The following is a 25998-nucleotide window of genomic DNA, read 5'->3' on the forward strand; positions in this document are numbered from 1 at the left end:
ACCGCCACGGGCGCGGGAGCGAAAATAGGGTCTTGACCCTGACATGATGTCAAACCCCACATGGGCAGGCATCGGAGGATAGTCAGATGAACAATGCCGACCCCCATGCGCATTCCGGCAGCGGTTGCTGCGCCGGCCAACCCCAAGGCGACGCGCAGGTGAAGGATCCGGTCTGCGGCATGACCGTGGACCCCGCGACCACGCAGCATCACGCCACGCACCAGGGGCAGGACTATCATTTCTGCAGTGCCGGCTGCCGCACCAAGTTCGTCGCCGACCCCGAACGCTACCTGAGTGCGGCTGCACCTGAACCCGAGCCGGTTCCGCCGGGGGCAATCTGGACCTGCCCGATGCATCCCGAAATCCGTCAGGATCATCCGGGCGCCTGCCCGATCTGCGGCATGGCGCTCGAACCGGAGGTCGCCACCGCGGACTCGGGGCCGAGCGCCGAGCTCCTCGACATGACGCGCCGCTTCTGGATCAGCCTTGCGCTCGCGCTTCCCGTGCTGGCCCTCGAAATGGGCGGACACCTCTTTCCGGCCCTCCACCATCTCGTCTCCGAGCGGACCTCCACCTGGGCGCAATTGCTGCTCGCGACGCCGGTGGTTCTCTGGGGTGGTTGGCCCTTCTTCGAGCGCGGCTGGATGTCGCTCAAGACCCGGCATCTCAACATGTTCACGCTGATCGCGATGGGGACCGGGGTTGCTTGGGCCTACAGCATGGTGGCGACGCTCGCGCCCGGCATCTTCCCGGCTGCCTTTCGCGAGGGTGGAACAGTCGCGGTCTATTTCGAGGCCGCGGCGGTCATCACCGTGCTGGTACTGCTCGGCCAGGTACTGGAGCTGAGAGCGCGCGAGCGCACTTCGGGCGCAATCAAGGCGCTGCTCAACCTTGCGCCCAAGACCGCGCGCCGCATCGGCACCGACGGGCAGGAAGAGGAAGTCGCTCTGGAAGATGTCGCGATCGGCGACCGCCTGCGCGTCCGCCCGGGCGAGAAGGTCCCCGTCGATGGGAGCATCGAGGAAGGCCGCTCGGCGGTCGATGAGTCAATGGTGACCGGCGAGTCCATGCCGGTCGCCAAGGCGGCTGGCGCGAGCGTCATCGGCGGCACGCTCAACCAGAGCGGGTCGCTCGTGATCCGCGCCGAGCGGATCGGCCGCGACACGATGCTCGCGCGGATCGTCCAGATGGTCGCCGAGGCGCAGCGCTCGCGCGCGCCGATCCAGCGATTGGCCGACCAGGTCGCGGGCTGGTTCGTGCCCGCGGTGCTTGGCGTCGCGGTGCTTGCGTTCATTGCCTGGGGCATCTGGGGACCGGAGCCGCGCCTCGCGCACGGACTGATCGCTGCCGTGGCGGTGCTAATCATCGCCTGCCCCTGCGCGCTCGGCCTTGCGACACCGATGTCGATCATGGTCGGCGTCGGGCGCGGCGCCGGGCTCGGCGTGCTGATCAAGAATGCCGAGGCGCTGGAGCGGCTCGAAAAGGTTCAGACGCTGATCGTCGACAAGACCGGCACGTTGACCGAAGGCAAACCCAGCGTGACGCAGATCGTCGCCGGCGAAGGACTGGACGAGGCCGAGGTGCTCCGTCTGGCAGCGGCGGTGGAGCGCGCGTCCGAGCATCCACTCGCGCTCGCGGTCGTGGCGGCCGCGACGGATCGGGGGATCGCAATCCCGGCCGTTTCGGACTTCGACGCGCCGACCGGCAAGGGCGCCACCGGCACGGTCGACGGCCGCAGAGTGACGCTCGGCAATGCGCGGATCATGCAGGAAAGCGGCATCGAGCTCGCTGCGATGGAAGCGACGGCCGACGAGCTGCGCCGCGATGGCGCGACGGCGATCTTCGTCGGGATCGATGGGCGTATCGCGGGCGTGCTCGCGATCGCCGACCCGATCAAGGCGAGCACCCCTGAGGCGCTTGCCGGATTGCGGGAAGCCGGGATCAAGGTGGTGATGCTGACCGGCGACAATCGCACGACCGCCGAAGCCGTGGCGCGCAAGCTCGGCATCGACGCGGTAGAGGCCGAAGTGCTGCCCGACCAGAAGAGCGCGGTCGTCGCGCGGCTGAAGGGGGAAGGCCAGGTCGTCGCGATGGCCGGCGACGGTGTCAACGACGCGCCGGCGCTGGCCGCCGCCGATGTCGGCATCGCCATGGGCTCAGGCACCGACGTCGCGATCGAAAGCGCGGGCGTGACGCTCCTCAAGGGCGACCTCACCGGGATCGTGCGGGCAAGGGCGTTGAGCGTGGCGACCATGTCGAACATTCGCCAGAACCTGTTCTTTGCCTTCATCTACAACGCGGCTGGGGTGCCGATCGCGGCGGGCGTGCTCTATCCCTTCTTCGGCATCCTGCTCTCGCCGATCATCGCCGCGGCGGCGATGGCGTTGTCGTCGGTGAGCGTGGTCGGTAACGCGCTTCGGCTCAACCGGGAGACGCTATGAACATCGGCCAGGCCTCGGAGGCGAGTGGCGTCTCGCAGCGGATGATCCGCCACTACGAGAAGATCGGATTGATCCCCGAAGCGCCGCGGCGCGACAGCGGCTATCGCGACTATTCGCCGGCCGATCTCCACCGGCTGCGCTTCATCGCCAACGCGCGTGACCTGGGATTTCCGATCGAGGAGATCCGCACGCTACTCGACCTGTGGAACGATCGCGGCCGGGCGAGCGCCGAAGTGAAGGCGCTGGCGACCTCGCGGGCCGAGGAGCTGCAGCGCAAGACTGTCGCGCTCGAAGCGATGCGGCGTACCCTGGTCGATCTCGCCGAGCGCTGCCATGGCGATGCGCGCCCGGACTGCCCGATCATCGAGCAGCTCGAAAGCGAGCCGCCGGGCGCCGTGCCGGCGCGTGCGTCAGGGCATCACTGAGGCTCGCCTTCGCGACGGGATTGCTGGCGGAGCCAGCCGTACCGCGTGAGACCGGCCGGCTTGTAGGTTCCGAGCGCGGTCGCCCAAAGGAGCACGACCAAGCCGCCGGCCGCATGCGCGATCATCGACGCCCGCATGCCTGCCAGGCTGCCCGCGCCGATCTGCCCGGTTGCCGCGAGCTGATCGATCTGCCCCGTCTTCACCAGCAGCAGCGCGGTTGCCGCGACGACGATCACGAGCTTGAAGACGATCCAGAAATGCCGGAGCAGGCCCCATGGGGTCGCCAGCGCCTGGACGATGCCGGTCAGCAGCGAAGCGAACGCCAGCGGCACGATGACGGTCCAGGTGATCAGCGCATTCGCCACATAGCAGGCGCGAACAAGCTGCGGATCGCCGCTGGCCATGCCCGTGGCCGCCAGCGCGAGAAAGGCGGCTAGCGCGCCGATCCAGCCGATCGAGCTCGCGACATGGAGCGTGAGCATGAGCTTGCGCAAACGCGGTGTCATCAATGGCCCCCATGATGGACGAACCCGGTCGCCATGCCGATGACCACGAGCAGCAGGATCGCGAGGAACGGCCACTGGATTTTCGCCCAGCGAGGCATACCGGGATAGGCCGAAGGGTCGATCATCGAATCACTTCCTCACATTGGCTCCTCGGGATTTATCGAGACACTATGTCTATGTCGAGTCGATGTGTCATGAACGGAGCCGGATTGTCTCGCTTGGGCAATCTCCTATAGGTGGCATGTGCCGAGGCTCTGGAACGAAACGATCGAAGCGCATCGTCAGGCCGTGCGCGATGCGATCCTCGATGCTGCCTGGGGCATGGTGACCGGGCAGGGCCTGGGGTCGGCGACCATGTCGCGGATCGCCAAGACGGCGGGCATCGGCCGCGCCACGCTCTACAAATATTTTCCCGACATCGAAGCGATCCTCGTCGCCTGGCACGAACGCCATGTCGCGGGGCATCTGGAGCAGCTTGCCGCGCTGGCGAGCGCCCCAGGAGCGCCAGACCAACGTCTGGAAGCGGTGCTCGGCGCCTATGCGCTCAGCATGCACCGGCGCGGTCAGCACGCGGCCGAGCTTGTCGCCTTGCTCCACCGCGACGCACATGTCGCGCGCGCGCAGCACCATCTTCTCGACCTGGTCTGCGGCCTGCTGGTCGAACTCGCCGCCGGGGGCGGGCTCCGCGACGACGTCGCACCCATCGAACTCGCGCAATTCTGCTTGCACGCGCTCAATGCGGCGAGCGCGCTCCCGTCGCGCGATGCCGTGGACCGGCTGGCCAAGGTGACAATGTCGGGGTTGCGGTAACCCTCTTCGCTGCGGCTGCGAATTGACTCCTGTCACCCCAGGGAGCATTTCGATTCCGTGCTGAAGCTGCTGCGCCACCTCTTGTGCATTGGCATCCTGTTCGGCCTTGCCGGCAACGGGGTGGCGGTCGCGGCGCCGTGCCTGCTGATGACGCAGGACCAGGTCGCATCGAGTTCGGCGATGCCGGATTGCAAGATGGCCAGCCCCTGCACCGACTGTGCCGCCAAGCCGGTCAAGAGCGACAAGTCCAAATCCTCCAAGGGTTCGGGCTGCATGCTGATGGCTGGTTGCAACGCGGTGCTCGGCGTCAAGGCGCCGCAGGCGCCCTCGACCGCACAGATGGCGCCCGTTGCTGCCGGTTTTTGGCCGACATCACCGATCCTTGCAGGCCATGACACCGGGCCGGAACCGGAACCACCCACCTTCCTTGGCTGACCTTCGCGCGCGGGCCCGCGCTTCCTGAAGCCGTGAACGGCTGACGGAGCGCCAAACGGCCCGCGTCAGGACGAGTTTCAGACCAAGGACAGTACCATGAAGACGATTTCTCTGTCGGCCGCGGCGATCGCGGCCATGCTTTCCACCTTCGCCATCGCGGTGCCCGCCTTCGCGCAGGATGCGCCGGCGACAAGTGCCCGCGGGCATTATGAATGGCGCTCGGTCCCGCAATATGGGCCGCGCGCGATCGGTCCCGCGCGTGTCCGCGTGTGGGTGCCCGAGGCCCGGGAAATGGCCAGCTGCGACTGCGCGATGATGCAGGCGAGCTCCGCCGACTGCATGAAAGCTGCGGTCAAGCCGAACAACGGCTGACGCGCGCGTCGGCGACTCGCCGGAGCGGGACGGCCGGGCTGCGGTCCGGTTGACCCGCTCCGGGGACGGCGCGCCTCCGCAGGCGCGCCGTCCCTTTTCCACAAGGGGAAATTTCCATGATCATCCTGCCAAGGCGCGCTCGACGCCGCTTGGTTCTGGCGATCGGCGCCGCGGCGCTGACGATAGATTCGGTGGCGCCGGCCTGGGCCGATCCGCTGACCTATGACCAGGCACTGGCGCGCGCTGCCGCGAACGCGCCCAGCCTCAAGGCGCGCGCCGCCACGACTGCCGGCGCGCGATCCTCGGCGATCGCCGCCGATCGCTTGCCCGATCCGACGCTCGATCTGGGTTTGCAGAATTTCCCGGTGACGGGTCCCAATGCGGGCAGCTTCACCCGCGACGATTTCACCATGGCGACGGTCGGGTTCAGCCAGATGTTCCCTAACCTCGCCAAGCGGCATGCGCGTGCCGCTCGCGCGACCGCCAACATCGGCCTCGCCGAGGCGGGCGAATTGGTCGAGGGGCGCAACGTGCGGCTCGAGACCGCGCTTGCCTGGATCGATCTCTATTATGGCGAACGCCGGCTCAAGCAGCTCGATCTGCTCGACGCCAGCCTCGACGATCTCCAAAAGACGGTGACCGCGCGTCTCGCCTCCGGGAGCGCGCGGCCCAGCCAGGCGCTCGAGCCCGAGCAGCTTCGCGCCGCCATCGCCGATCGCCGCGCCGAAATGGCCGCGGTGGTGGCGCAAGCTCGCGCCCGGCTCGCGCGCTATACCGGCGATCCCAATCCCGAGGTATCGGGCGATGCGCCGATGCTTGATGTCGATCCGGTTCGGCTTCGGGCGGGGATCGACTCGCTCCCGGCGCTCAGGGCACAGGATGCGCGGATCGCGGTGGCCGACGCCGATGTGCGGCTGGCCCGCGCCGAGAAGCGTCCCGACTGGAAGGTCGGCGTGTCCTATGGCCGGCGCGATCCCCGATATGGCGACATGGCGTCGGTCGGCGTGTCGATCGACCTGCCGCTGTTCGCCGGCAAGCGGCAGAACCCCAGGATCGAGGCGAGCGAGAGCGAGGCGCAGAGCAGCCGGTACGATCGCGACGCAATCCGGCGCGAGCTGGTCGCGGCGCTGGAAGCGGATCTCGCGGACCACGCCATGCACCATGAGCGATTGCGTAACGCGCGCGACGTGCTGGTGCCACTCGCCAGACGGCGCGCCGAACTCGACCGCGACAGCTATGCCGCGGGCAAGCTCGATCTGGGGACGGCATTGCTCTCCACGCTCGCGCTCGCCGAGGCCGAGGTCGAGGCGCTCAACCGGGAGGCCGATGTCGCGCGCGACGCGGTCCGCATCAACATCATCTATGGGGAGGAGCGGCCATGACGCTCAAATCGGGCGCAGTGCGCTGGGGAATATCGATCCTTGCCGTGGCGCTGGCGGCAGGCGGCGCGGGCTATTGGGCGGGGCATCGCCAGTCGCCGCAGCCTCAAGCCGCCGCATCGGCCGGCGCGGGCAAGGTCCTCTATTACTACGACCCGATGTTTCCGAACCAGAAGTTCGACAAGCCCGGCAAGTCGCCTTTCATGGACATGCAGCTGGTCCCCAAATATGCCGATGGCCAGGGCCCCGGCGCGGCGCCGGCGGTGACGATCGATCCCGCCGCGCGCCAGAGCCTCGGCCTGCGCGTGGTCGAGGCGAAGATGGGCAGTCTCGCCACGGCGCTCGACGTCACCGGCACGATCGACTTCAACCAGCGCGATGTGGCGATCATCCAGGCGCGCTCGGGCGGGTTCGTAAGCCGTGTATATGCCCGCGCGCCCGGTGACATTGTCCGTGCCGGCGCGCCAATCGCGGATCTGCTGCTGCCCGACTGGGGCGGCGCGCAGACCGAGTTCTTGAGCGTCAGACGGCTCGGCAAGCCCAATCTGACCGCCGCCGCGCGCCAAAGATTGCGGCTGATGGGCATGTCCGATGGCCTGATCGCCAATGTCGAACGGACGGGCCGGCCGAACGGCGTGGTGACGATCACGACGCCGATTTCGGGCGTGATCCAGACGCTCGATGCCCGTGCCGGCGTGACGCTCAGCGTGGGCCAGACGCTTGCTCAGGTAAGCGGTCTCGGCACCGTCTGGCTCAATGCCGCCGTTCCGGAAGCACGCGCAGGCGATGTCCGGATTGGCCAGAACGCCAGCGCGACGCTGACCAGCTTTCCCGGCGAGACGTTCGCCGGCCGGGTGATCGCAATCCTGCCGACCGCGCAGGCCGACAGCCGCACGCTCACCGTGCGGATCGAGCTGCCCAACCGTGGCGGCCGGCTGCGGCCCGGCATGTTCGCGAGCGTGGCGCTTGGCGGCGACGCGAAACCGGTTTTGCTGGTGCCGAGCGAGGCGGTGATCCGCACCGGCACGCGCACGCTCGTCATGCTCGCGGCCGGCGACGGCCGCTACCATCCCGCCGAGGTCCGTATCGGCCGCGACGCGGGCGGGCAGACCGAAATCCTAGCCGGGCTGTCGCCCGGCGAAAAGGTCGTCGCCTCGGGGCAGTTCCTGCTCGATTCCGAGGCCAGCCTCACCGGCATCCCGGTGCGCCCGATCGGCGGTGGCCAATGATCGCGGCGGTCATCCGCGCCTCGGTCAAGGCGCGCATCTTCGTGGTGCTGGCGGCGTTGGTGCTAGTTGCAGTCGGCATCGGCGCGGTCAGGACGACACCGGTCGATGCACTTCCCGACCTGTCCGACGTCCAGGTCATCATCCGCACTTCCTATCCGGGCCAGGCGCCGCAAATCGTCGAGAACCAGGTTACCTATCCGCTGGCGACGACGATGCTGTCGGTGCCCGGTGCGCGCGTCGTGCGCGGCTATTCGTTCGTCGGTGACAGTTTCGTCTATGTGCTGTTCGACGACGGCACCGATCTCTATTGGGCGCGCAGCCGCGTGCTCGAATATCTGAGCCAGGTGCAGGGGCGGTTGCCCGCAGGCGCCACCGCCTCGATCGGCCCGGACGCGACCGGGGTCGGCTGGATCTATGAATATGCGCTGGTCGACAGGACCGGCCGTCACGACCTTCAGCAGCTGCGAAGCCTGCAGGACTGGTTCCTGCGCTACGAGCTCAAGTCCGTACCCGGCGTCGCCGAGGTCGCGAGCATCGGCGGCATGGTCAAGCAATACCAGGTGCTGCTCGATCCGCAGAAGCTGGTTTCCTACGGCGTCACGCAGGCCGAGGTGGCCGAGGCGCTCAAGCGGGCGAATTCGGAAACCGGCGGGTCGGTCGTTGAGATGGCCGAGGCCGAATATGTCGTGCGCGCGAGCGGCTATCTCTCGTCGCTCGACGATTTCCGCAGCGTGCCGATCCGCACCGCCGCCGGCGGCGTGCCGGTGATGCTCGGCGATGTCGCGAGCGTCCAGATCGGTCCCGACATGCGGCGCGGCGTCGCCGAGCTGAACGGCGAGGGTGAGGTCGCGGGCGGCGTCATCGTCATGCGCCAGGGCAAGAATGCGCGCGAAGTGATCGAAGGCGTCAAGGCCAAGCTCGACGAATTGCGCAAGAGCCTGCCGCCCGGCGTCGAGGTCGTCACCACCTATGACCGCTCGGGGCTGATCGATCGCGCGGTCGACAATCTATCCGGCAAACTGCTCGAAGAGTTCCTGGTCGTCGCGATCGTCTGCGCATTGTTCCTGTGGCACGTCCGCTCGGCCCTGGTCGCGATCCTGACCCTGCCCCTCGGCATCCTCGCCGCGTTCGTGGTGATGCGCCTACAGGGCGTCAACGCAAACATCATGTCGCTGGGCGGCATCGCAATCGCGATCGGCGCGATGGTCGATGCGGCCGTGGTGATGATCGAGAATGCGCACAAACATCTCGAACGCTGGGAACATGACCACCCGGACGAAACGCTGACCGGCCCGGAGCGATGGCGCGTGATCACGGCCGCTGCCGCCGAGGTGGGGCCGGCGCTGTTCCTGAGCCTGTTGATCATCACTTTCTCGTTCGTGCCGATCTTCTCGCTCCAGGGGCAGGAAGGACGACTGTTCGCGCCCCTCGCCTTCACCAAGACCTATGCGATGGCCGCCGCCGCCATCCTGTCGGTCACCCTGGTACCGGTGCTGATGGGCTGGCTGATTCGCGGGCGCATCCCCGGCGAGGACGCCAACCCGGTCAATCGCTGGCTGGCGCGCGCCTATCGTCCCGCGCTCGACTGGGTGCTCAAGCGGCCCAAGGCGACGCTGGTGATCGCGGTCCTCATATTCGCGTCGAGCATCGTTCCGATCATGCGCACCGGCGGCGAGTTCATGCCGGCGATGAACGAGGGTGATCTGCTCTACATGCCCTCGGCGCTGCCCGGCATCTCGACCGCCAAGGCCGGGCAATTGCTCCAGCAGACCGACCGGCTGATCAAGACAATGCCCGAGGTCGAGAGCGTGTTCGGCAAGGCCGGGCGCGCCGACACCGCGACCGATCCGGCGCCGCTCGAGATGTTCGAGACGACGATCCGGTTCAAGCCGAAGGACCAATGGCGCCCGGGGATGACGCAGGAGAAATTGATCGAGGAGCTCGATGCCCGCGTGAAAGTGCCGGGTCTCGCCAATTTCTGGATCCCGCCGATCCGCAACCGCATCGACATGCTCGCGACCGGCATCAAGAGCCCGATCGGGATCAAGGTGTCGGGGTCCGATCTCGGGCAGATCGACCAGGTCGCGCGGCAGATCGAAGCCGTCGCCAAGACCGTGCCGGGCGTGAGCTCCGCGCTGGCCGAACGGCTGACCGGTGGGCGCTATATCGACGTCCAGATCAACCGCGGCGCAGCCGCGCGCTACGGCATGAACGTAGCCGATGTGCAGGACATCGTCTCTGGCGCGATCGGCGGTGCGGCGATCGGCGAGACCGTCGAGGGACTGGCGCGCTATCCGATCAGCGTGCGCTACCCGCGCGAGCTGCGCGACAGTCCGGAGAAGCTGGTCGACCTGCCGATCCTGACCCCGTCAAAGCAGCAGATCACCCTCGGCACCGTGGCGGACATTCGCATCGTCAACGGCCCGCCGATGCTGCGCAGCGAAAATGGCCGCCCGGCCACCTGGATCTATGTCGACGCGCGCGGGCGGGCGATGACGGCAATCGTCGGCGACCTCCAGCATGCGATTGCGGCCAAGGTCCAGCTGCCGCCGGGCGTCAGCATCGCCTTTACCGGCCAGTTCGAATTCCTGGAACGCGCGATGGAGCGGTTGAAGATCGTCGTCCCCGCGACGCTCGCGATCATTTTCCTGCTGCTCTATCTGACGTTCCGGCGGCTGGACGAAGCGGCGCTGATCATGGCGACCTTGCCGTTCGCGCTGACCGGCGGCGTCTGGCTGCTGTACCTCTTGGGCTACAACCAGTCGGTCGCGACCGGGGTCGGGTTCATCGCGCTTGCCGGCGTCGCCGCCGAGTTCGGCGTGGTGATGCTGATCTATCTGAAGCAGGCGCTCGCCGAGCGCGGCGAAGCGCCCCCGGCCGAGCAGGTCGAAGCCTCGGTGCGCGAGGGCGCGCTGCTGCGGGTCCGGCCCAAGGCGATGACGGTCGCGGTGATCCTCGCCGGCCTGCTGCCGATCCTGCTCGGCACCGGCACGGGCTCCGAGGTGATGAGCCGCATCGCTGCCCCGATGGTCGGCGGCATGCTCACCGCGCCTTTGCTCTCGATGTTCGTCATTCCCGCCGCCTATCTGCTCATGCGGCGCCGCGCACGACCCGTTTCCCCACCCGAGCAACCCTGAAGGAGAATGTGATGAAGACCCTGTACCTCGCTGCCCTGCTTGCCGGCGCCGTCTCGCTGTCAGCCTGCGGCCAGAAAACCGAGACCAATGCCACCACCGCCGAGACCCCGGCGGCGACCAATGCCGGGTCGAACATGGGCAACATGGCGATGCCCGCCGGAGCGAAGATGGCGAAAAGCGTCGGCACGGTGACCGCGATCGACAAGGCCGGCGGCAAGATCACGCTCGACCATCAGGCGATCCCCGAAGTGAACTGGCCCGCGATGACCATGACCTTCAGTGCGAAGCCCGAAGTCCTCGATGGCATCGCGGTCGGCGACAAGGTCGCGTTCGACGTCACGGTCGCGGGCAACGCCGGCGAGGTGACCGCCGTGACCAAGCAATAATCGGGATCTCGCTGACCACCGGCATGGCGGCGGCCCGCGCCGTCATGCCGGTGCCGCTGGCGCGTTTGTTCCATCCGCGCAATTGATCCAAAATGGAAATAATCACGGGTCGGTTCGGCGGGCCGGCTGATCTTTCGGTTGCCGGGCGTAACGATCCCCGCTGCGCTTGCGCCAAGTAAATAACGGTTAACCATCACTTGCCGTTACGGCACGCGGCGCCGGATCGCTCGAACCGGGAAGATCGATCGCCTTTGTTCTTCATCACGGCGATGGTCAAAGCATTCGTTTGACAGGAAAATTACTTTAGGAGATAGGCTGGGCAATTGTAGTTGCTCTGGCGGCCGCCGTGAGAAGTTGCTTGGCCACGAGCCTGTCGAAGGCGAATTTCCGAGGCACGCGGATTGGGACCGCGCTCGGGGTCGACCGGGGTGGGAATGACCAGGCTGGCGATCGCCGAAGCGTTCGTCGAGAGGGCACGCGCGGCCGATAATGCCGAGATCTTGCGTGCCGCGCTGATGGACTGTTGCGCAGAGATGGGCGTGGCTTATTTCGCGCTTGTCCATCACGTCGATTTCGGGCGCCAGCCGAGCGCCGCGATCCGGCTGCACAATTATCCCTCGTCATGGCAGGACTGGTTCGACGCGCGCGGCCTCGGGCGTTCCGACCCCATCCACCGCGCCAGCCATCGTGCGAGCATCGGCTTCGCCTGGTCGGCGGTGCCGCGCATGATCAAGCTGACGAGCAAGGACCGCGACGTGCTCGAGGCGGCATCGCGTATCGGCATCGGCGACGGCTTCACCGTCCCCGCCAATGTCCCCGGCGAAGTCCATGGCTCCTGCTCGTTCGCGGTCGCGGCCGGGCGCAGCTTTCCCGAGGAACAGCACCATATCGCGCAATTGGTTGGCGGGTTCGCCTTCGAGGCCGGGCGGCGGCTGTCGCGAAGCGGCGATACCATCCTGCTCCAGCGCGCAGTGCTCACCGATCGGCAGCGCGACTGCGTGCTGTGGGCGGCGCGCGGCAAGACCGACCGGGAGATCGCGCAGATCCTCGGGATCAGCCACGAAACCGTGATTCAGCATCTCAAGCATGCGCGCGAGCGCTACGGGGTGCAGAAGCGTGCGCTCCTGGCGGTGCGCGCCTTGTTCGACGGCCTGATCAGCTTTTCGGACGTGCTCAGGAACTGATACCCCCATTTCTTGGAATATCGGCCGCGCCGATCGGCCGCAATGTTGGCTGCCTCTTCACTTCAAGGAGGCTGGCCGATGGCCCAACTCATCACGACTGCCGCGGGACAAGGCGAGGATCATGCGCTTCGCGCGATGTTCGCCGCCCGCAAGGAGGTCTTCGTCGACCTTCTCAAATGGGACCTGCCCGTGCTCGACGGGCGTTTCGAAATCGACCAGTTCGACGATCCGCATGCCGAATATCTGATCCTGACCGACGCGGGCGGCGAGCATCTGGCTTCCGCCCGTCTGCTCCCGACCGACCGGCCGCACATCCTCGACACGCTTTTCGCCGACCTGTGCGAGGAGGCGCCGCCGTGCGGGCACGCCGTGCGCGAAATCACGCGCTTCTGCCTGGACCGGCGGCTTTCGGCACGCGACCGGCGGCTGGTCCGCAACCAGCTTGTGACCGCGCTCGCCGACTATGCGCTCGCCAATGGCATCACCACCTATACCGGCGTCGCCGAGATGGGCTGGCTGCAGCAGATCCTGAGCTTCGGCTGGGACTGCATGCCGCTCGGCCTGCCGGTGCGGTATGGCAGCCAGTTGCTCGGCGCGCTCCGGATCCGGATCACCGAGAATACGCCGGCGCTCCTGGCCGAGGCCGGCATCTGGTCGCCTGCGGCACCGGCGCAGGTCGCGCCGCTGCGCGCCGCCGGCGCGCGGAGGTGACCGCCATGACCCGTAAACCTCTGGTCGCCGCTGGCGATAGCATCGGCACCACCGCCGCGCTGAGCCAGCAAGGCTGGTGCATCGTCGGCGGAGCGATGCCCGCGGAGCGGATCGCCGCGCTCGACGCGGACCTGGGTCCGCTGTTCGAGGCGACGCCCTTTTGCTCGGGCGATTTCTATGGCGCCCGGACCAAAAGGTTCGGCAGCCTGCTGAAACGCTCGCCGCATGCCGCGGAGCTCGTCATGAACCCGGCAATCCTCGGTCTCGCCGAGCATGTGCTGCTGCCCTGGTGCGATCGCCTGCAGCTCAACCTCATGCAGGCGATCGCGCTTCATCCCGGAGCGCCGGCGCAGTTTCCGCACCGCGACCAGGACATGTGGCAGGGCGTCAAGGGCGAGGTCGAGTATCTGGTCAATGTGATGTGGCCGCTGACGCCGTTCACGCCCGCCAATGGCGGGACGCTGATCTATCCGGGCTCGCACGGACGCAATGCCCTGGCCGACGACACTCCCGGCGGCACTGTGGTCGCCGATTGCAACCCCGGTGACGCGATCGTCTTTCTCGGTTCGACGCTGCACGGCGCCGGCGCCAATGCGACCGGCGATATCCGCCGCGCTGTCGTGGTCAGCTACTGCCTGGGCTGGCTCAAGCCTTACGAGAATCAGTGGCTCGCCTATCCGCCGCCGACCGCGCGACGGTTCGATCCGGCGCTCGCGGCGCTGGTCGGCTATGCGCAGCACCGGCCCAATCTCGGCAATTACGAGGGCATCTGCCCGTCGGTGCTGCTCGGCGACGACGTGCCCGAGCATATCGGCGCGATCGATGCGCTTCGGCCCGACCAGCGCGAGGCGGTCGCGGCGCACCGCCAGGCGCAGGAGCGCGGCGGATGAGCCCGGTACAGGCGATGGAGCGCAGTTATGTGACGCTCAAGCAGATGCTCCGCGAGGGGCATTTTGCCCCCGGCACGCGGCTCGAGGCCAATCGCCTGGCCGGCGATCTCGGCGTGAGCATGACGCCGGTGCGCGACGTGCTCCACCGGCTGGCGGGCGAACGCCTGGTCGAGGCAAGTAGCGGCGACGGGTTTCACGTCGCCCATTTCACCGAGGCGGCGCTGCGCGATCTCTACGAGTGGAACTCGGCGCTGACCCTGATCGCCCTGCGCACCGCGCGAACGACCACCGCATTGGACCTCGACGATCCCGAGCCCGCGACGCTGGCGGATCGGACCGCGTTGCTGTTCGAGCGGATCGCCGCCGACGTGCCCAATCTGGAGGTTCGGGCAGCGATCGCCGGCGCGAGCGACCGGCTGCACGCGTTCCGCATGATCGAAGAAGCGGTGCTGGAGCCAATTCTCGGCGAGCTCGACGAGCTGGCGATTCGCGATTCCGGCCAGGCACAGGCCGTCCGCCGCTATCATTTGCGGCGGATGCGGGCGGTTCCGGCACTGCTGCGTCACCGCGAAGATCGGTAAGCGCGCCCGGCGATTATAATCCCATTATAATCTTCTTATAGCCGGGCGGTCCGCCGATCCTCCGCTCCGTCGCATCCCGCGACGAGGAGCATGACCATGGACCGCGAAACCAACGAGGCCGTCGACCTCATCGATCTGGGCGCCGCGAGCGTCGAGACCCAGGGCCTGGACGAAGGCATCATCGATGCCTCCGGCCTGCAGGTCAAAGCCGGCCTTTCCGAGGACTGATCGGCGCGCGTCGGCCCGGCGCTTGCCGGGCCGGCGACGTCGGTCCGACTGACGGGCGATATGGCCTTCTGGCGGATATTGCCGCACGCGAATATCTGCGCCGCTTCCGGGCGGCTGGTGCTGCTCGACGTGCGGCAGGACAGATACTTCCTGGTGCCGCCCTCGGCCGAGTCCGCGATGCGGAGCTGGCTCGATTGCGCGCATGCGGCATCCCCGCCGGCAGCAGTTCGCACGTTGCTCTGCCGCGCCGGAACTGTGCGCGCGTGGGACCCCGAACCGACCAATGCGCTCAAGGAGCGTGTGACCGTTCCGGTCGCGCTGGATTGCGGGCTGCCGAACGAGGACAGGGGTATGACGGCTGGACCGTGGCGGATCGCCGCCATTCTCGCCCTGACGCTGGCGAAGCTGCGGCTTCAGTCGCTTCACGCCATTTTGAGCGAGCATGCCTGCCGTCGGGTAGCTTGTACCGGAGCCGACACCGCACCGGCATTGGGACAGGCAGCGGCGTTCGCAGGATCGCGTTCACTCGCGCCGTTTGCCCGCAACTGCCTGCTCGATTCGCTCGCGCTCGATCGCTGGCTCACGGCCCGCGGCTTGGCCGCCATGCTGGTATTCGGCGTCAAGCTCGATCCGTTCGAGGCGCATTGCTGGCTGCAAGTCCGCAACGCCATCCTGAACGACAGCTATGATCACGTCTCGCGTTTCACGCCGATCCTGGCCGTATGAACAATGCGGCGTTTCTCGCGCTCCTGTCGCCACCCGGACATTCCCGTTCGGAGAGGCTCGGCACGTTCATCGCGTCATTGCGCGATGCGCAGGATCTCAGGTCGCTCGTCGATGCCCCGGGGCTGCTGGTGCTTGGCGCCCCCGGTGCCGCGCATCTGATGCTGCCCGAAGGGCGGGGCGTCATCTGGGGCCATCTGTTCGACCGGGAGACCAACGCGCGGCTCGCCGACGGCGAGCGCGCGGTAGAAGGCGCAGCCGAGGAATTTCTGAGCCGGTTCTGGGGCGGCTACGTCGCGATCCGCGCTCTCGACGACGGGGTGGAAATCCTGCGCGACCCCTCGGGCGCCGTGGCCTGCTATCGGGCCGCAATCGACGGCGCGCAGATCATCACGTCGCGCCCGGATTTGTTGTTCGAATATAGCCTGCTCGCGCCCGAGATCGACTGGACGATCATCGCCCAATCGCTGGTCTTCCGGGATCTCAGGCCAGCGCAAACGGCATTGCGCGGCATCAGCGAATTGCTGCCCGGCGTGGCGGCCCGGCTGACGGGCGACGAGTTGTCGACGCGCTGCGCCTGGTCTCCCTGGCGTTTTGCCGACGCGGCGCGCCAGATCGACGAGCGCGAGGCGGCGATCGCGCTGCTGGGCGATACCGCCAGCGATGTGTTGCGGGCCTGGCGCCGCTGCTTCACGCGTCCACTCCTCGAGATTTCGGGCGGACTGGACTCGGCGATCGTCGCCGCCGGCGGCCACGAGGCCGGATCGCAGGCGGCATGCCTGACCTTCGGGCCGGCGCCGGGCGATCCGGACGAGCTGCCCTATGCGCGCGCCGTCGCCGCGCATCTGGGCCTGCCCCTCCATCCCTTGTCCCTGGCGGTGGACGCGGTCGACCTCGCGCGCTCGGATGCGGCGCACCTGCCGAGGCCGTGCGCACGCAACTTCTCGCAGGCACTGGACAGGCCGATCCAGTCGCTTGCCACCGAGCTCGGTGCCGACGGGTTCATCGGCGGCGCGGGCGGCGACAATGTCTTCTGCCTGCTCCAGTCGGCATTGCCGGTGGTCGACCGTTTCATGCAGCAGGGCGTCGGACGCGGCCTGCTCCGGACCGCCGACGAGGTCGCCCGCCTGTCGCGGACCAATGTCTGGCAAGTGCTGCTGGTGGCGGCACGGCGCTGGCGGCGGCCGGACACAAGGCTGCCGAGGCCACGATCCAACCGCTTCGCCGCCGCTCAGGTCCGCGAGAATCTCCCCTGGCCTTCCGGCAATCCATGGCTGGAGGCGCCCGCCGACATTCCGCCCGGCAAACGCCGCCATGTCTGGTCGCTGATCGGAATCCAGAACCATCTCGAGGGCTATGGGCGCGAGGCGCTGGCGCCCTATGTCTCGCCGCTCATGTCGCAGCCCTTGCTCGAGGCATGCCTGCGCATCCCAAGCTGGTTGTGGTGCTCGGGCGGCAACAATCGGGCCATCGCGCGTGAGGCGTTTCGGGACCGATTGCCCGCCGCCGTCATCGACCGGCGCACCAAGGGGAGCTTCGATGGCTTCGCACAGCGACTGATCCATGCCAACCGGCCGCTCCTGCGGGAGATGCTGCTCGACGGCACCCTGTCGCGCCAGGGATTTCTCGACCGCCCGGCAGTTCGCACGGTACTCGACAGCGGCGCGCTCGACAGCGAGGCGCTCCCGCAATTGCTCGCACTGGCCGATATTGAGGCCTGGGCGACGAACTGGGAACGCCGGTCAGGGCAACCGCTGGGCTGATCGCACGCGCGCCTTCATTGTCTGCCACCGCGCGAGCTCCGGCTGCCGGGCAAGGTCGTTCGACACCATGTCGCGCAGCCAGAAGTCGAACCAGGCGATGCCACGCTCGTAAACGGCCAAACGATGGGCGGGATGTGCTTTCACATGTTGCTCGTCCGGAAAGACATACATCTCGACGGGTGCGCCGGCGCTTTCGAGTGCCGAGAAGCCCTCGGTCGCCATTCGATATTCGGCATCTGACAGCTGCATCAGCAGCGGAGTCGTCAGACGCGTAGCGTTTGTCGCCAGCGATTGCGGCGCCCAGAATGCGCGCGCCTCCTGGCCCGGCGGCGGATAGCCCCAGCGAAGTGCGGCATCGCGGTAGGCCGGCCCGACCGTGAACATTGTGCTGGGATCGTCACAGCATGAGCTGATCACGGCTGCCTTGAAGCGGGACGAATTGTTGAGCGCATATTGGACCGTGCTGCCGCCATCGCTCAGGCCGGTGATTCCGACACGCTCCTCATCCACGCTGCCGCGAGTGATCGCCATGTCGACACCGGCGTCGAGACCGAGGAAGATGCGTCGCCGACCCGCCCAATCGCGCACATTGATCCGCTGCAAAGCGTCGAGGTCGGGCGCCGCGTCTGTCGCGGGCAGTCTGTTTGGGGCCTGGAAGCTCAGAACGGCATAGCCCTTGGCGGCATAGAGAAAGATCGGATATTCGTCGCCCGTTCCTCCACGTAGGAAACCGCGGCTCTGATATTGAACGACGATCAACGGATGGCGTTCGCCGGGCTTATGGTCCGGTGGAAGGACTAGGTCGCCGAAGGTCGGAACGCCCTCACGATCGGTCCACACGAGCCGCTCGACGCTGCCCATTCGGATGAAAGCGAATTCGGGATTGGGGTCGTAGAGCGTCGTCGCCACACCGGTCTCGGGATCGAGGCGGGCAAGCATGCGGGGTTGTATTGCGGTCTCGCGGGCGCAGATCAGGTCTCGGCCAAGGGGCTGGCAGCCGGTCAGCGATTCCACCGTGTCGAACAGCATCGAAGGTGCGGCTTCCGCCGCAGGGCGCCAGCGGAACAACGCGACCCGCCCACCATTTTCGGGCCCCCCATAGCGTTCAATGAGAAGCTCGCCGGGGGAGATCCACCACAGCCCGCCGATATGCGCATCACAGACATCGGAGGTGCAGGCTATCTCCTTGCCGTCGACCACGACATGCAGCCGGTCGGGACCATAAGGGTGCTCCGGATCGGCCAATGCAGTCCAAGCGCGGTCGCCGGACGACGCCTCCGCGAAGAGTGTCGCGCCGGGCGGACGACTGGCTTCGCCCGCGAACATCATCCTGGCGGCTTCGGCAGGCGAGAGGGGTCGCACCGCACCACTGACAACATCCAGTGCGCTGGTTTCCTCGGGCAGCGGAAGCGATGGCCGTGGACGATTTTCGAACAGCGACGCGAAGCGCGCGTCATAGTGATAACCACTTCTGCCTTCGCGCTCGATCGCGGCGAACCCGGCGTCGAGCAAGGGGCGCGTCTTGACGAGGATCGTGCGGCCGTCCTTCGCCCAGGCGATGCTCAGGGCATCGGTCGAAAGGCGCGTCAGTTGTGTCGCGGGGCGGCCATCGAGCCCCACTAGCCAGACTTGCGTGGCGCCGCGATCCCGCCGCAACCAGGCCAGTCTCTTGCTATCGGGAGACCAGATCGGCGTGGCTGCCTTGGGCGAGCCGTTGGGGATCGCGGGCAAACCGCGCAGGTCATAGGTCGAAGGGACGATGTCCCCTCCAACATTGAGCAGACGCGCCGGGGCGCGACCATCGAGCGTGACCAGGACCACACCCACACAATAATCGTCGCTGTCGGGGTTGCCCCGCCGGAGCGTCAGCGCTGCATGGCGGCCATCGGGCGAAAGATTGAAGGGCTCGCCGATCGCCCCGGTATCGGGACGGCCGAAGTCGCGCAGCTCGACCAGATCCCGTGCGGTGATCGGCCGCTTTGACCCGGCGGCGGCGGAAGCGGACGGTAGCAGGCGTTCTGCACAGGAAGTGGCTTTCGCGTTGGCGATCCCGGGCAGGAAGAGCGCGAGCCCGATGAGCGCGACCCGGCTTACCATGACTTGGTCACCTGGAGCGCGACGACGCGTCCGAGCGGGTTGGCATTCTCCGGGTCATAGCCGCTGGTTGCGGTGCCGACGAAATAGGCGACATAGGGCGGCTTCGAGTCGAACAGATTGGTCGCGTTGAGCGCAATGCGCAGACCATGAAGCGGGCCGCGCTCGCGCTCGAAGCGATAGCTGAGGTTGAGGTCGAACGTCGTCCAGGACCTGACGCGTTCCGGGGCCGCCGTGGTCTTGTTGGTGTAGCCGTCGACATAGTTGACGAACAGAGCCGCGCCAAAGCCCCCGCGCGTCCAGACCGCCTTTCCCCGGATGCGCAGATCCACCGGATTGCCGACCGTCCCGACCACGTCGATCGCCTTGGCGGTGGGCGTCAGCTGCTGCCGGATATGGAAGATCCAGGTACCGACCGCGCCGAGCTCTGCACGACCGCCCCCGAGATCGAGCGCATAGCCGATATCGAAGTCGAGCCCGGACTGCTTGACGACCGAGAGGTTCTGCAGGCGCGCATCGACCTCGGCGACGAAAGTCGCGGTGCGGGGGATGCCGAACAGGTCGAGATAATAAGGCGAGTCGAAGAGCTGGGCAACGCGCGCGGGCGACGGGTTGGCCGTGATGATCGGGGCATAGATGTCGCGGTTGACCAGGAAGTTCGCGAGATTGGCCGCCGGCGACGCGATGCGGTCGCGATAATCGACGTTGAACCAGGTCACACCCGCATGAAAGCCGGGGGCGAAACCCGGCTTCAGGTCGGCGCCCAGCGTCCAGGTCGTCGCGCGCTCCGGCCTCAGATTGGGATCGTTGCCGCGGATCACCAGGATGTTCGACGTGCCGCCCGGCGCCTGCGGATCGGCGGCGGCATAGGCGAAATAGCCCATCGTCGCGGGGTCCTGCCGCAGCTCCTGAAAGCTGGGCGCCCGGAACGACTTGCCATAGCTTCCGCGGAAGCTGAGGCCGGCAAACGGCTCCCAGGTAAGACCCAGCTTGGGATTGGTGGTGCGCCCGAAATCGCTATAGTCCTCGCTGCGAAGCGCCGCCGAGAAGTCGAGGCGATGGAAGCCGGGAAGCCGGGCATCGCCGCCGAACACCGGGATCAGCAGCTCGGCATAGACTCCTTTGACGGTGCGGACGTCGAGCAGCGGAGCCGGCGGCGTCGTGGTAGGCGTGAGCGTCGAGGTGTAGGAGATGGTCGCGCCGTCGCGGTAGCGGTCCTCGCGATATTCCCCGCCGATCGCGAGCCGCGCATCACCGGCCGGCAGCGCTAGGAGCGGACCGTCGGCGCGCAGCGTCGCGGACCAGACGGTCCCATTGTAATCGCGCTTATTATAGCCCCGGATCGAGTCGATCGTCGCCTTGTTGGTCGACGGACCGTCGCCGAACAGATTGTAGGCGGTCGCCGGATTGGTGTCCGCGAGCGCCAGCGCGAGCCGCGCGGTGTTGATTCGGTTGAGCAGCTCATAGCGTTCGGCCTGCCTGCCCCATGTGCCATGGGCATCGACGGTCCATCGCCCGAACGTCGCCTCGAGCCCGGCCGTTGCGCCATAGGCGCGGACCAGGCCGCGCTGGCGCTCGTTGCCGAGGTCGCGAACGAAGCTGTAGTTGACCCCGACCGATTGGTGCGTGCCGATCGGGTCGACATAGAAGGGGTTGGTGACGGGCACCGTCCGGCGCGCATCGGAACTCGATCGCACCGCCTGATCGAAATTGCGCCAGGTGGCCAAGCCATGCGCGTAGAAGCGCAGGTTGGGGGCGAGATTCTGGCTGAACGCGGCGAACAGCGAGTGCCGGCGCTGCTCGGGCAGGATGTCGACGCCGTACCAGCTGTCGCCGCGATTGATCGTGCCGGCAGTGAGCTGGCCGGGGGTCAATCCGACGCCATTCTGGCCGCGCGGGATGGCGAAGCTCTGGCCGCCCGCGAAGATCGTGCCGGGACTCGCATAATTGCCGCGGCGATCGAGCCCGCCGAACGGACGCAGGTCGTCGGTGGCGAAGGCGCGGTCGGCCGCGCGCAGCCGGTCGCGCTTGTAGAATTCATAGGCGATGACCGCGTTGCCGCTTGACCAGCGCGTGCCGAAGATCTGGCTGAACTGATATTCCTGCGAATCGCCGTCGGCGGTGCCGATGCGGAAGCTCGTCTCGGCGCCGCGAAAATTGAGGCGCGGCACGATGTTGACGACGCCGGCCACCGCGTCGGACCCGTAGATGGCGGACGATCCGTCCGGCACGATCTCGACCCGCTCGATCGCCGAGGCAGGGATCATCGACAGATCGGCAAAGGTGCCCGCCACCCCGCCGAGCGGCGGCCGGTCGCCGTTGAGCAGCAGCAGGGTCGAAGTCTGGCCGAGCCCGCGCAGATTGACGCCCGAGCCGCGCCCGGAATTGCCGTTGCCAGCGCCAGTGATCGATCCGCTGGTATTCTCGTTGGCGCCGCCCGCGAAATTCTGCGGCACCGACTGCGCGATCTGCTGCGTCGTGGCAAAGCCGTTCTGGTCGATCGCGGCGCGGTCGATGGTGATGACCGACACGCCGACGGGACCGCGGCCGCGAATCCGGGTGCCCGTGACCAGGATTTCGCTGCTGCCGGCATCCGCTCCGTCGGCGCTCCCGCCAGCCGGTACCCGCTGAACGACCAATGTCGAGCCAACGCGGACGGCATTCAGCCCGGTGCCGCGCAGCAGCATTTCGAGCGCCGTATCGACATCGTACCGGCCCTTGAGCGCTGGCGCGCGCAGCCCGTCGACGAGCTCGCTGGCGACGATCACCTGCCGCCCGGACTGGAGCGCCACCTGGCGGAGTGCATCGCCGAGCGGCTGGCTCGGCAGGTCATAGTCGCGCGCCTCGCTCGCCTGCGCCATCGCCGCCGGTGCCACCAGCACCATGGCGGTGGACAGAGCGAGCGCCCCCATCTTCGCAAATCGCATGTTCGTCTCCCCTTTGCTCGACGCCGGTGATGCGGCTGTCGGGGGCTTGACGACGAAAAGCGGGATTACCCCCCAAAATGGAGGGAAGCGGGCGAAAGCTCTTTGTGGCTAGCGTGCGTTCAGGGCGAAATCACCGTCGGGCAGACGGGCGACACGAAGATCGAATGCCGCGGCGAGGCTCGCGGCCAGCTCTTCGGTGGGGAGCGCGCGGAAGGCGCCGGTCACCCGCAGCGAGGCGAGCGCGGGCGAGCCCAGCCGCAGCTTGTGCGGCGAATAGCGGTTGGCCTCGTCGACGACCTCGGCAAGCGGTGCGCCATCGAAGCTGAGCATGCCCGATACCCATTGCTCGCCACCCTTGGGCGCCGGCGCGACCTGCGGTGCCGCACCGGTCGCGTCCGAGAAGCTCTGCCCGGGTGTCAGCTGCGCCAGCGTCGCCGGTTTGCCTCCGCCCGGCGCGTGCCCGCGGACATCGACCGCGCCGCGTAGCAGCGTGACCCGCACGCCATCGCGGCCGACGCGAACGTCGAATACGGTACCGTGCGCAACGACGGTGCGATCGCCCGCTTCGACCATGAACGGGCGACCTGTATCGTGCGCGACATCGAACCGCGCCTGGCCGCGCGTCAGCCGGACGATCCGCTCCGAATCCGAAAAGGCGACCTCGATCGCGCTGTCGGTGTCGAGCGTGACGGTCGAGCCGTCTGAGAGCTTCAGGGTCCGGATCTCGCCGACGCGCGTGACCGCAGGCGTACCGGCTTTGGCGGCGACCGTGGGGCCAGGCTCGGACGGTGCGCGCCAGATGAAGATTCCCGCACCGACGATCGCAACAAGCACAATCGCCGCCAGCGCCGGGCGTATTCCCGGAAGCGCAAAGAACGATGGGCGCCGTTCCGGCAGATGCCGTGCACGGCCGATCGGCGTGCCGGCCAGCCCGCCCGAAAGGTGCCAGACCTGCTCCAGCTCGGCATAAGCGGCGCCACGGCGAGGATCGGCGGCGCGCCAGCGCTCGAAGTCGAGGCGATGGCGATCGGCATCGGGTCCGCGCATTTTCGCGAACCAGTCCCCGGCCTCCTGTTCGAGCGCGCGATCGCTGGGGCTTCCGCCCGGCACTGGCATCAAACGCGATCCATGAGCCGCCTGAGCTCGACGATCGCACGGCTCATCTGCTTCTCGACACCCTTGACGGACATGCCGGTGTGCTCCGCGATTTCGGCATAGCTGAACCCGTCCAGCCGATGCGCCATGAATATCTCCCGAGTCTTGGGCTTCAGGCGCGCCATAGCAGCTTCGAGCCGGTTGAGGCTATCGCGCGCCTCGAGCCGGCGGGTTTCATCCGCATCCGAAATGGCTTCATCGTCGAACGGCACATGGAGCGCCTCGGCATGGCGGCGCGCCGCTTTCGCGCGGTCACGCAGCAGGTTGCGCGCGATCTGGCGCAGATAGGCCTCGGGCCGGGCGATCACGCCGCCGCGCAAATCGATCCGCGAAAGCCGCAGAAAGGCTTCCTGGACCAGATCGCGCGCATCGTCGGGGCTGGCGCGGTAGCGGGTGAAGAACCGCACGAGCGCGTGCTGCTCGTTGCGATAGAGCATTTCGAGCTCCATCGTGGTCGGGCCGGAAGGTTCGGGATCGTCGAGCGCATCGGGCAGGGGCGCGTGGCGCGGCATCAGGCGCGGCCTAGCCGACGGTCACGCGCGGCCAATCTGAACCGGCCGCAAACCCGTCCGTCCCGCTCGATTCCGCAGCCCATCGTCCGCCTCCCAGTCGCGAGGCGGGCCGGCCGAGGAGCCGGGTGTTGAGAACAAGTTTGGGAACTTGCGCTGACGCCTTTAGCCGCGAACGGCCTGGACATGCGCGTCAGCCACCCGGCCGCTCGTGCCCGGTAGAATATGACCCAAAGAGGTTCTCACGCCTCTGCACCGCCGACCGGCGCTGCGGACCGAACGTAGAACCGCGATCGGCGGAAACGCAAGATGCACGCGAATCCTCGCTTCGAGATGCATCCGATTGGGAGACAATATTCGAACCAATCCTGCGCTCCGAAAGGAGCGCATCAACAAACGCACCCTTGTGGAGCCCGGCCGGCGCGGCGGCGTGCGCGCGGGCCTGGGGGCCAGCCGCCGCCGCGCCCCCCGGGCGGAGGAAGTGTGCCACGCGGTCACAAAGACGCGCGACCCCTGGCGGTTTCGCAGAAAACCGCCAGCGTGCGCTCCGCTGGCCCCCCGCGTTCATCCCGCAAATCGAAGACGTTGTGATCGGCAGACCGCCGTTGGTCGTGGATGTCGTTACACAATGTCGCCTCGACAAACGCAATATTGCCTGCTGCGCGGTGGTCCAGCCCGCGCTACCGTGCGGGCAAACGGGTGAATAGGCGGGGGGCGGAGAATGAGTGCAAACGTGGCGGATACCGGCAACGATCTCGCGCGTGAGCTCATTCGCCGCTGGCGGGACGACCCGGGCGCCACCTATCGCAGTTGGTTCCTCTGGGACGAGCGGCTCAAGAATTTTCGGTCGATCCGCCGTGGCCTGGGCCAAGTAGTCGCGGAAATCCGCGCCGGGACCTTCGGCGTCGCCTATCGGGGATCATCACTGGAGACGGTCGTCCATTCGGTCGCCGAGCAGCGGCAGATCTTCAAGGGAGCGGACCATGCCTTTCTGTGGAAACCGAAGCTGCGCATCCCCGACATCTATGAGAATCCCGACAATCAGCGCGCGTTCGGTCAGCTGCTCGACAATTGCTCGTGCTGCGACACGGCCGAGGAGATCATCGCGCATATCCGGGCGATCGATGCGCTCAAGATTAAGGGATTGGGACCAGCGGTCGCAAACCTGCTCTACTTCCTGCACCCTACGCTGGTACCGCCATTCAACACCGCCATCGTCAATGGCTACAACGCGCTGACCGGCGCCAAGGTGAAGCTTGGGTCCTGGGATCATTTTCTGGCGATGCGCGCGGGCATTCTCGATCTCAACGACCGATATCGCGACCTTTTGTCGAATGACCTGGGCGCGATCGGCGGGCTGTTGTTCGACATCGGGTCGGGCCGCTATCCCGCGCCGCCGCTCGACCTGGCGGGCGGAAAGGACTGGCTGGCGCGGCTCGAAGAAGCGCGCGCCGAAGCGCGCAAGCTTGACAAGGTGGCTTCGCAGCAGAGCGAAAGCGACCGCACCCATGCCGAGATTCAGGCGTGGCTGCGCGATTTGGGGCTGGCGCTAGGCTATGACGTGTGGATCGCCGCCAACGATCGCGGCCGGCTGCACGGGGGCATGCCGCTCGGGCAAGGCTGTCTGGAGCATCTGCCCGAAGCCATTGCGGTCAGCCCCGGCGCGGATTCGATCCGGCTGATCGACGTCCTGTGGCTGGGCGCCAATCAGCACGTCGCGGCTGCGTTCGAAGTCGAGCACTCGACTTCGATCTATTCGGGAATCGTGCGCATGCTCGATCTCGCGCTGTCGGGCGGCGATCTACATGCGGCCGCAGGGCTGTTCCTGGTTGCACCGGACGCGCGCGAAGCCGATGTCCGCGCGCAGCTCAGGCGGCCCGCCTTCAGCCGAGTTGCCGATCTCGACTTCGCATACTTGCCCTATGCCGAACTCGAGAAGCATCGCGACGCCATCGCGCGGTTCGGCTCGGGACTGAAGGCGATCAAGGCAATCTCGCGCCCACTTCCCTGAGAGGTAACGCGCCGGAGAGCATCCGATGGCCAGATCGCTTACCCATCGGCGGGCCAGCTCCGCCTCGGTGGTGTCCGACGATCCCGGAAGTTGAGAACCGCG

Annotated in this window: 23 protein-coding genes; 17 read left to right on the forward strand and 6 right to left on the reverse strand. The window is 67.3% G+C overall.

The window, feature by feature from the left end:
- The first annotated feature begins 86 nt into the window (after positions 1 to 86).
- On the forward strand, positions 87 to 2441 hold the full coding sequence (locus tag AC3WT0_RS08515) for a heavy metal translocating P-type ATPase (protein WP_492753081.1): 2355 nt from the start codon (positions 87 to 89) through the stop codon (positions 2439 to 2441).
- Complete coding sequence (gene cueR, locus AC3WT0_RS08520) at positions 2438 to 2866, forward strand: Cu(I)-responsive transcriptional regulator (protein WP_492753082.1); 429 nt, start codon at positions 2438 to 2440, stop codon at positions 2864 to 2866. Before AC3WT0_RS08515 ends, cueR begins: the two co-directional genes overlap by 4 nt.
- Here the strand turns inward: cueR and AC3WT0_RS08525 are convergent.
- Together AC3WT0_RS08525 and AC3WT0_RS08530 are read right to left on the reverse strand one after the other, a co-directional pair.
- The gene (locus AC3WT0_RS08525) at positions 2860 to 3372 is read right to left on the reverse strand and encodes a hypothetical protein (protein ID WP_492753083.1); all 513 of its coding nucleotides are present in this window, start codon (positions 3370 to 3372) and stop codon (positions 2860 to 2862) included. The genes cueR and AC3WT0_RS08525 overlap by 7 nt on opposite strands.
- A complete protein-coding gene (locus tag AC3WT0_RS08530; protein ID WP_492753084.1) occupies positions 3372 to 3497 on the reverse strand; it encodes a hypothetical protein in 126 nt (41 codons plus the stop codon). Before AC3WT0_RS08530 ends, AC3WT0_RS08525 begins: the two co-directional genes overlap by 1 nt.
- A gap of 118 nt (positions 3498 to 3615) precedes the next feature.
- Here AC3WT0_RS08530 and AC3WT0_RS08535 point away from each other — a divergent pair, with 118 nt between their 5' ends.
- The 14 genes from AC3WT0_RS08535 to AC3WT0_RS08600 all read left to right on the forward strand — a co-directional run bounded on the left by AC3WT0_RS08535 (position 3616) and on the right by AC3WT0_RS08600 (position 17200).
- Entirely contained in the window at positions 3616 to 4182 is a 567-nt protein-coding gene (locus AC3WT0_RS08535) for a TetR/AcrR family transcriptional regulator (protein WP_492753085.1), read from the forward strand.
- Positions 4183 to 4239: 57 nt separating this feature from the next.
- A complete protein-coding gene (locus AC3WT0_RS08540) occupies positions 4240 to 4617 on the forward strand; it encodes a hypothetical protein (RefSeq protein WP_492753086.1) in 378 nt (125 codons plus the stop codon).
- 96 nt (positions 4618 to 4713) lie between these two features.
- A complete protein-coding gene (locus tag AC3WT0_RS08545; RefSeq protein WP_492753087.1) occupies positions 4714 to 4989 on the forward strand; it encodes a hypothetical protein in 276 nt (91 codons plus the stop codon).
- A 116-nt stretch (positions 4990 to 5105) separates the two neighbouring features.
- A complete protein-coding gene (locus AC3WT0_RS08550) occupies positions 5106 to 6371 on the forward strand; it encodes a TolC family protein (RefSeq protein WP_492753088.1) in 1266 nt (421 codons plus the stop codon).
- On the forward strand, positions 6368 to 7597 hold the full coding sequence (locus tag AC3WT0_RS08555; RefSeq protein ID WP_492753089.1) for an efflux RND transporter periplasmic adaptor subunit: 1230 nt from the start codon (positions 6368 to 6370) through the stop codon (positions 7595 to 7597). Before AC3WT0_RS08550 ends, AC3WT0_RS08555 begins: the two co-directional genes overlap by 4 nt.
- The gene (locus AC3WT0_RS08560; RefSeq protein WP_492753090.1) at positions 7594 to 10734 is read left to right on the forward strand and encodes an efflux RND transporter permease subunit; all 3141 of its coding nucleotides are present in this window, start codon (positions 7594 to 7596) and stop codon (positions 10732 to 10734) included. Before AC3WT0_RS08555 ends, AC3WT0_RS08560 begins: the two co-directional genes overlap by 4 nt.
- An 11-nt stretch (positions 10735 to 10745) precedes the next feature.
- Positions 10746 to 11120, forward strand: coding sequence for a copper-binding protein (locus tag AC3WT0_RS08565; protein ID WP_492753091.1), 375 nt, complete (start codon positions 10746 to 10748; stop codon positions 11118 to 11120).
- A gap of 434 nt (positions 11121 to 11554) precedes the next feature.
- Positions 11555 to 12304, forward strand: coding sequence for a helix-turn-helix transcriptional regulator (locus AC3WT0_RS08570; protein ID WP_492753092.1), 750 nt, complete (start codon positions 11555 to 11557; stop codon positions 12302 to 12304).
- Between the two features lie 78 nt (positions 12305 to 12382).
- Positions 12383 to 13015 carry an acyl-homoserine-lactone synthase gene (locus AC3WT0_RS08575; RefSeq protein WP_492753093.1) on the forward strand — a complete coding sequence of 211 codons (633 nt, stop codon included), beginning with the start codon at positions 12383 to 12385 and terminating at the stop codon, positions 13013 to 13015.
- A 5-nt stretch (positions 13016 to 13020) separates the two neighbouring features.
- Positions 13021 to 13905: a phytanoyl-CoA dioxygenase family protein gene (locus AC3WT0_RS08580; protein ID WP_492753094.1), complete on the forward strand. Its 885-nt coding sequence runs from the start codon at positions 13021 to 13023 to the stop codon at positions 13903 to 13905.
- Positions 13902 to 14486 (forward strand): GntR family transcriptional regulator, encoded by a 585-nt coding sequence (locus AC3WT0_RS08585; RefSeq protein WP_492753095.1) that lies wholly within the window; start codon positions 13902 to 13904, stop codon positions 14484 to 14486. Before AC3WT0_RS08580 ends, AC3WT0_RS08585 begins: the two co-directional genes overlap by 4 nt.
- A 96-nt stretch (positions 14487 to 14582) precedes the next feature.
- Complete coding sequence (locus tag AC3WT0_RS08590) at positions 14583 to 14714, forward strand: benenodin family lasso peptide (RefSeq protein WP_492753096.1); 132 nt, start codon at positions 14583 to 14585, stop codon at positions 14712 to 14714.
- A 60-nt stretch (positions 14715 to 14774) separates the two neighbouring features.
- Entirely contained in the window at positions 14775 to 15440 is a 666-nt protein-coding gene (locus AC3WT0_RS08595) for a lasso peptide biosynthesis B2 protein (protein WP_492753097.1), read from the forward strand.
- Positions 15441 to 15517: 77 nt separating this feature from the next.
- On the forward strand, positions 15518 to 17200 hold the full coding sequence (locus AC3WT0_RS08600; RefSeq protein ID WP_492753098.1) for an asparagine synthase-related protein: 1683 nt from the start codon (positions 15518 to 15520) through the stop codon (positions 17198 to 17200).
- On the opposite strand, the gene AC3WT0_RS08605 is transcribed toward AC3WT0_RS08600, so the two are convergent.
- From AC3WT0_RS08605 to AC3WT0_RS08620, 4 genes are all read right to left on the reverse strand, one after another.
- A complete protein-coding gene (locus AC3WT0_RS08605; protein WP_492753099.1) occupies positions 17180 to 19297 on the reverse strand; it encodes an Atxe2 family lasso peptide isopeptidase in 2118 nt (705 codons plus the stop codon). The genes AC3WT0_RS08600 and AC3WT0_RS08605 overlap by 21 nt on opposite strands.
- The gene (locus tag AC3WT0_RS08610; protein ID WP_492753100.1) at positions 19291 to 22221 is read right to left on the reverse strand and encodes a TonB-dependent receptor domain-containing protein; all 2931 of its coding nucleotides are present in this window, start codon (positions 22219 to 22221) and stop codon (positions 19291 to 19293) included. The genes AC3WT0_RS08605 and AC3WT0_RS08610 overlap by 7 nt, the downstream gene beginning before the upstream one ends.
- Before the next feature lie 108 nt (positions 22222 to 22329).
- Positions 22330 to 23337, reverse strand: coding sequence for a FecR family protein (locus tag AC3WT0_RS08615; protein WP_492753101.1), 1008 nt, complete (start codon positions 23335 to 23337; stop codon positions 22330 to 22332).
- Entirely contained in the window at positions 23337 to 23888 is a 552-nt protein-coding gene (locus AC3WT0_RS08620; RefSeq protein WP_492753102.1) for an RNA polymerase sigma factor, read from the reverse strand. The genes AC3WT0_RS08615 and AC3WT0_RS08620 overlap by 1 nt, the downstream gene beginning before the upstream one ends.
- Positions 23889 to 24606: 718 nt before the next feature.
- Between AC3WT0_RS08620 and AC3WT0_RS08625 the strand changes: the two genes are divergently transcribed.
- Positions 24607 to 25896, forward strand: a complete 1290-nt coding sequence (locus tag AC3WT0_RS08625; protein ID WP_492753103.1) for a type II restriction enzyme NmeDI-related protein — start codon at positions 24607 to 24609, stop codon at positions 25894 to 25896.
- Positions 25897 to 25998 lie beyond the last annotated feature (102 nt).

It is taken from the genome of Sphingomonas sp. EU05-FHT14C10 (assembly GCF_058790595.1).

Coding starts and splice junctions, on each gene's coding strand:
- AC3WT0_RS08515 (WP_492753081.1), top strand. CDS start 87: ATGAACAATGCCGACCCCCATGCGCATTCCGGCAGCGGTTGCTGCGCC.
- cueR (WP_492753082.1), top strand. CDS start 2,438: ATGAACATCGGCCAGGCCTCGGAGGCGAGTGGCGTCTCGCAGCGGATG.
- AC3WT0_RS08525 (WP_492753083.1), bottom strand. CDS start 3,372: ATGACACCGCGTTTGCGCAAGCTCATGCTCACGCTCCATGTCGCGAGC.
- AC3WT0_RS08530 (WP_492753084.1), bottom strand. CDS start 3,497: ATGATCGACCCTTCGGCCTATCCCGGTATGCCTCGCTGGGCGAAAATC.
- AC3WT0_RS08545 (WP_492753087.1), top strand. CDS start 4,714: ATGAAGACGATTTCTCTGTCGGCCGCGGCGATCGCGGCCATGCTTTCC.
- AC3WT0_RS08550 (WP_492753088.1), top strand. CDS start 5,106: ATGATCATCCTGCCAAGGCGCGCTCGACGCCGCTTGGTTCTGGCGATC.
- AC3WT0_RS08555 (WP_492753089.1), top strand. CDS start 6,368: ATGACGCTCAAATCGGGCGCAGTGCGCTGGGGAATATCGATCCTTGCC.
- AC3WT0_RS08560 (WP_492753090.1), top strand. CDS start 7,594: ATGATCGCGGCGGTCATCCGCGCCTCGGTCAAGGCGCGCATCTTCGTG.
- AC3WT0_RS08565 (WP_492753091.1), top strand. CDS start 10,746: ATGAAGACCCTGTACCTCGCTGCCCTGCTTGCCGGCGCCGTCTCGCTG.
- AC3WT0_RS08570 (WP_492753092.1), top strand. CDS start 11,555: ATGACCAGGCTGGCGATCGCCGAAGCGTTCGTCGAGAGGGCACGCGCG.
- AC3WT0_RS08575 (WP_492753093.1), top strand. CDS start 12,383: ATGGCCCAACTCATCACGACTGCCGCGGGACAAGGCGAGGATCATGCG.
- AC3WT0_RS08580 (WP_492753094.1), top strand. CDS start 13,021: ATGACCCGTAAACCTCTGGTCGCCGCTGGCGATAGCATCGGCACCACC.
- AC3WT0_RS08585 (WP_492753095.1), top strand. CDS start 13,902: ATGAGCCCGGTACAGGCGATGGAGCGCAGTTATGTGACGCTCAAGCAG.
- AC3WT0_RS08590 (WP_492753096.1), top strand. CDS start 14,583: ATGGACCGCGAAACCAACGAGGCCGTCGACCTCATCGATCTGGGCGCC.
- AC3WT0_RS08595 (WP_492753097.1), top strand. CDS start 14,775: ATGGCCTTCTGGCGGATATTGCCGCACGCGAATATCTGCGCCGCTTCC.
- AC3WT0_RS08605 (WP_492753099.1), bottom strand. CDS start 19,297: ATGGTAAGCCGGGTCGCGCTCATCGGGCTCGCGCTCTTCCTGCCCGGG.
- AC3WT0_RS08610 (WP_492753100.1), bottom strand. CDS start 22,221: ATGCGATTTGCGAAGATGGGGGCGCTCGCTCTGTCCACCGCCATGGTG.
- AC3WT0_RS08615 (WP_492753101.1), bottom strand. CDS start 23,337: ATGCCAGTGCCGGGCGGAAGCCCCAGCGATCGCGCGCTCGAACAGGAG.
- AC3WT0_RS08620 (WP_492753102.1), bottom strand. CDS start 23,888: ATGCCGCGCCACGCGCCCCTGCCCGATGCGCTCGACGATCCCGAACCT.
- AC3WT0_RS08625 (WP_492753103.1), top strand. CDS start 24,607: ATGAGTGCAAACGTGGCGGATACCGGCAACGATCTCGCGCGTGAGCTC.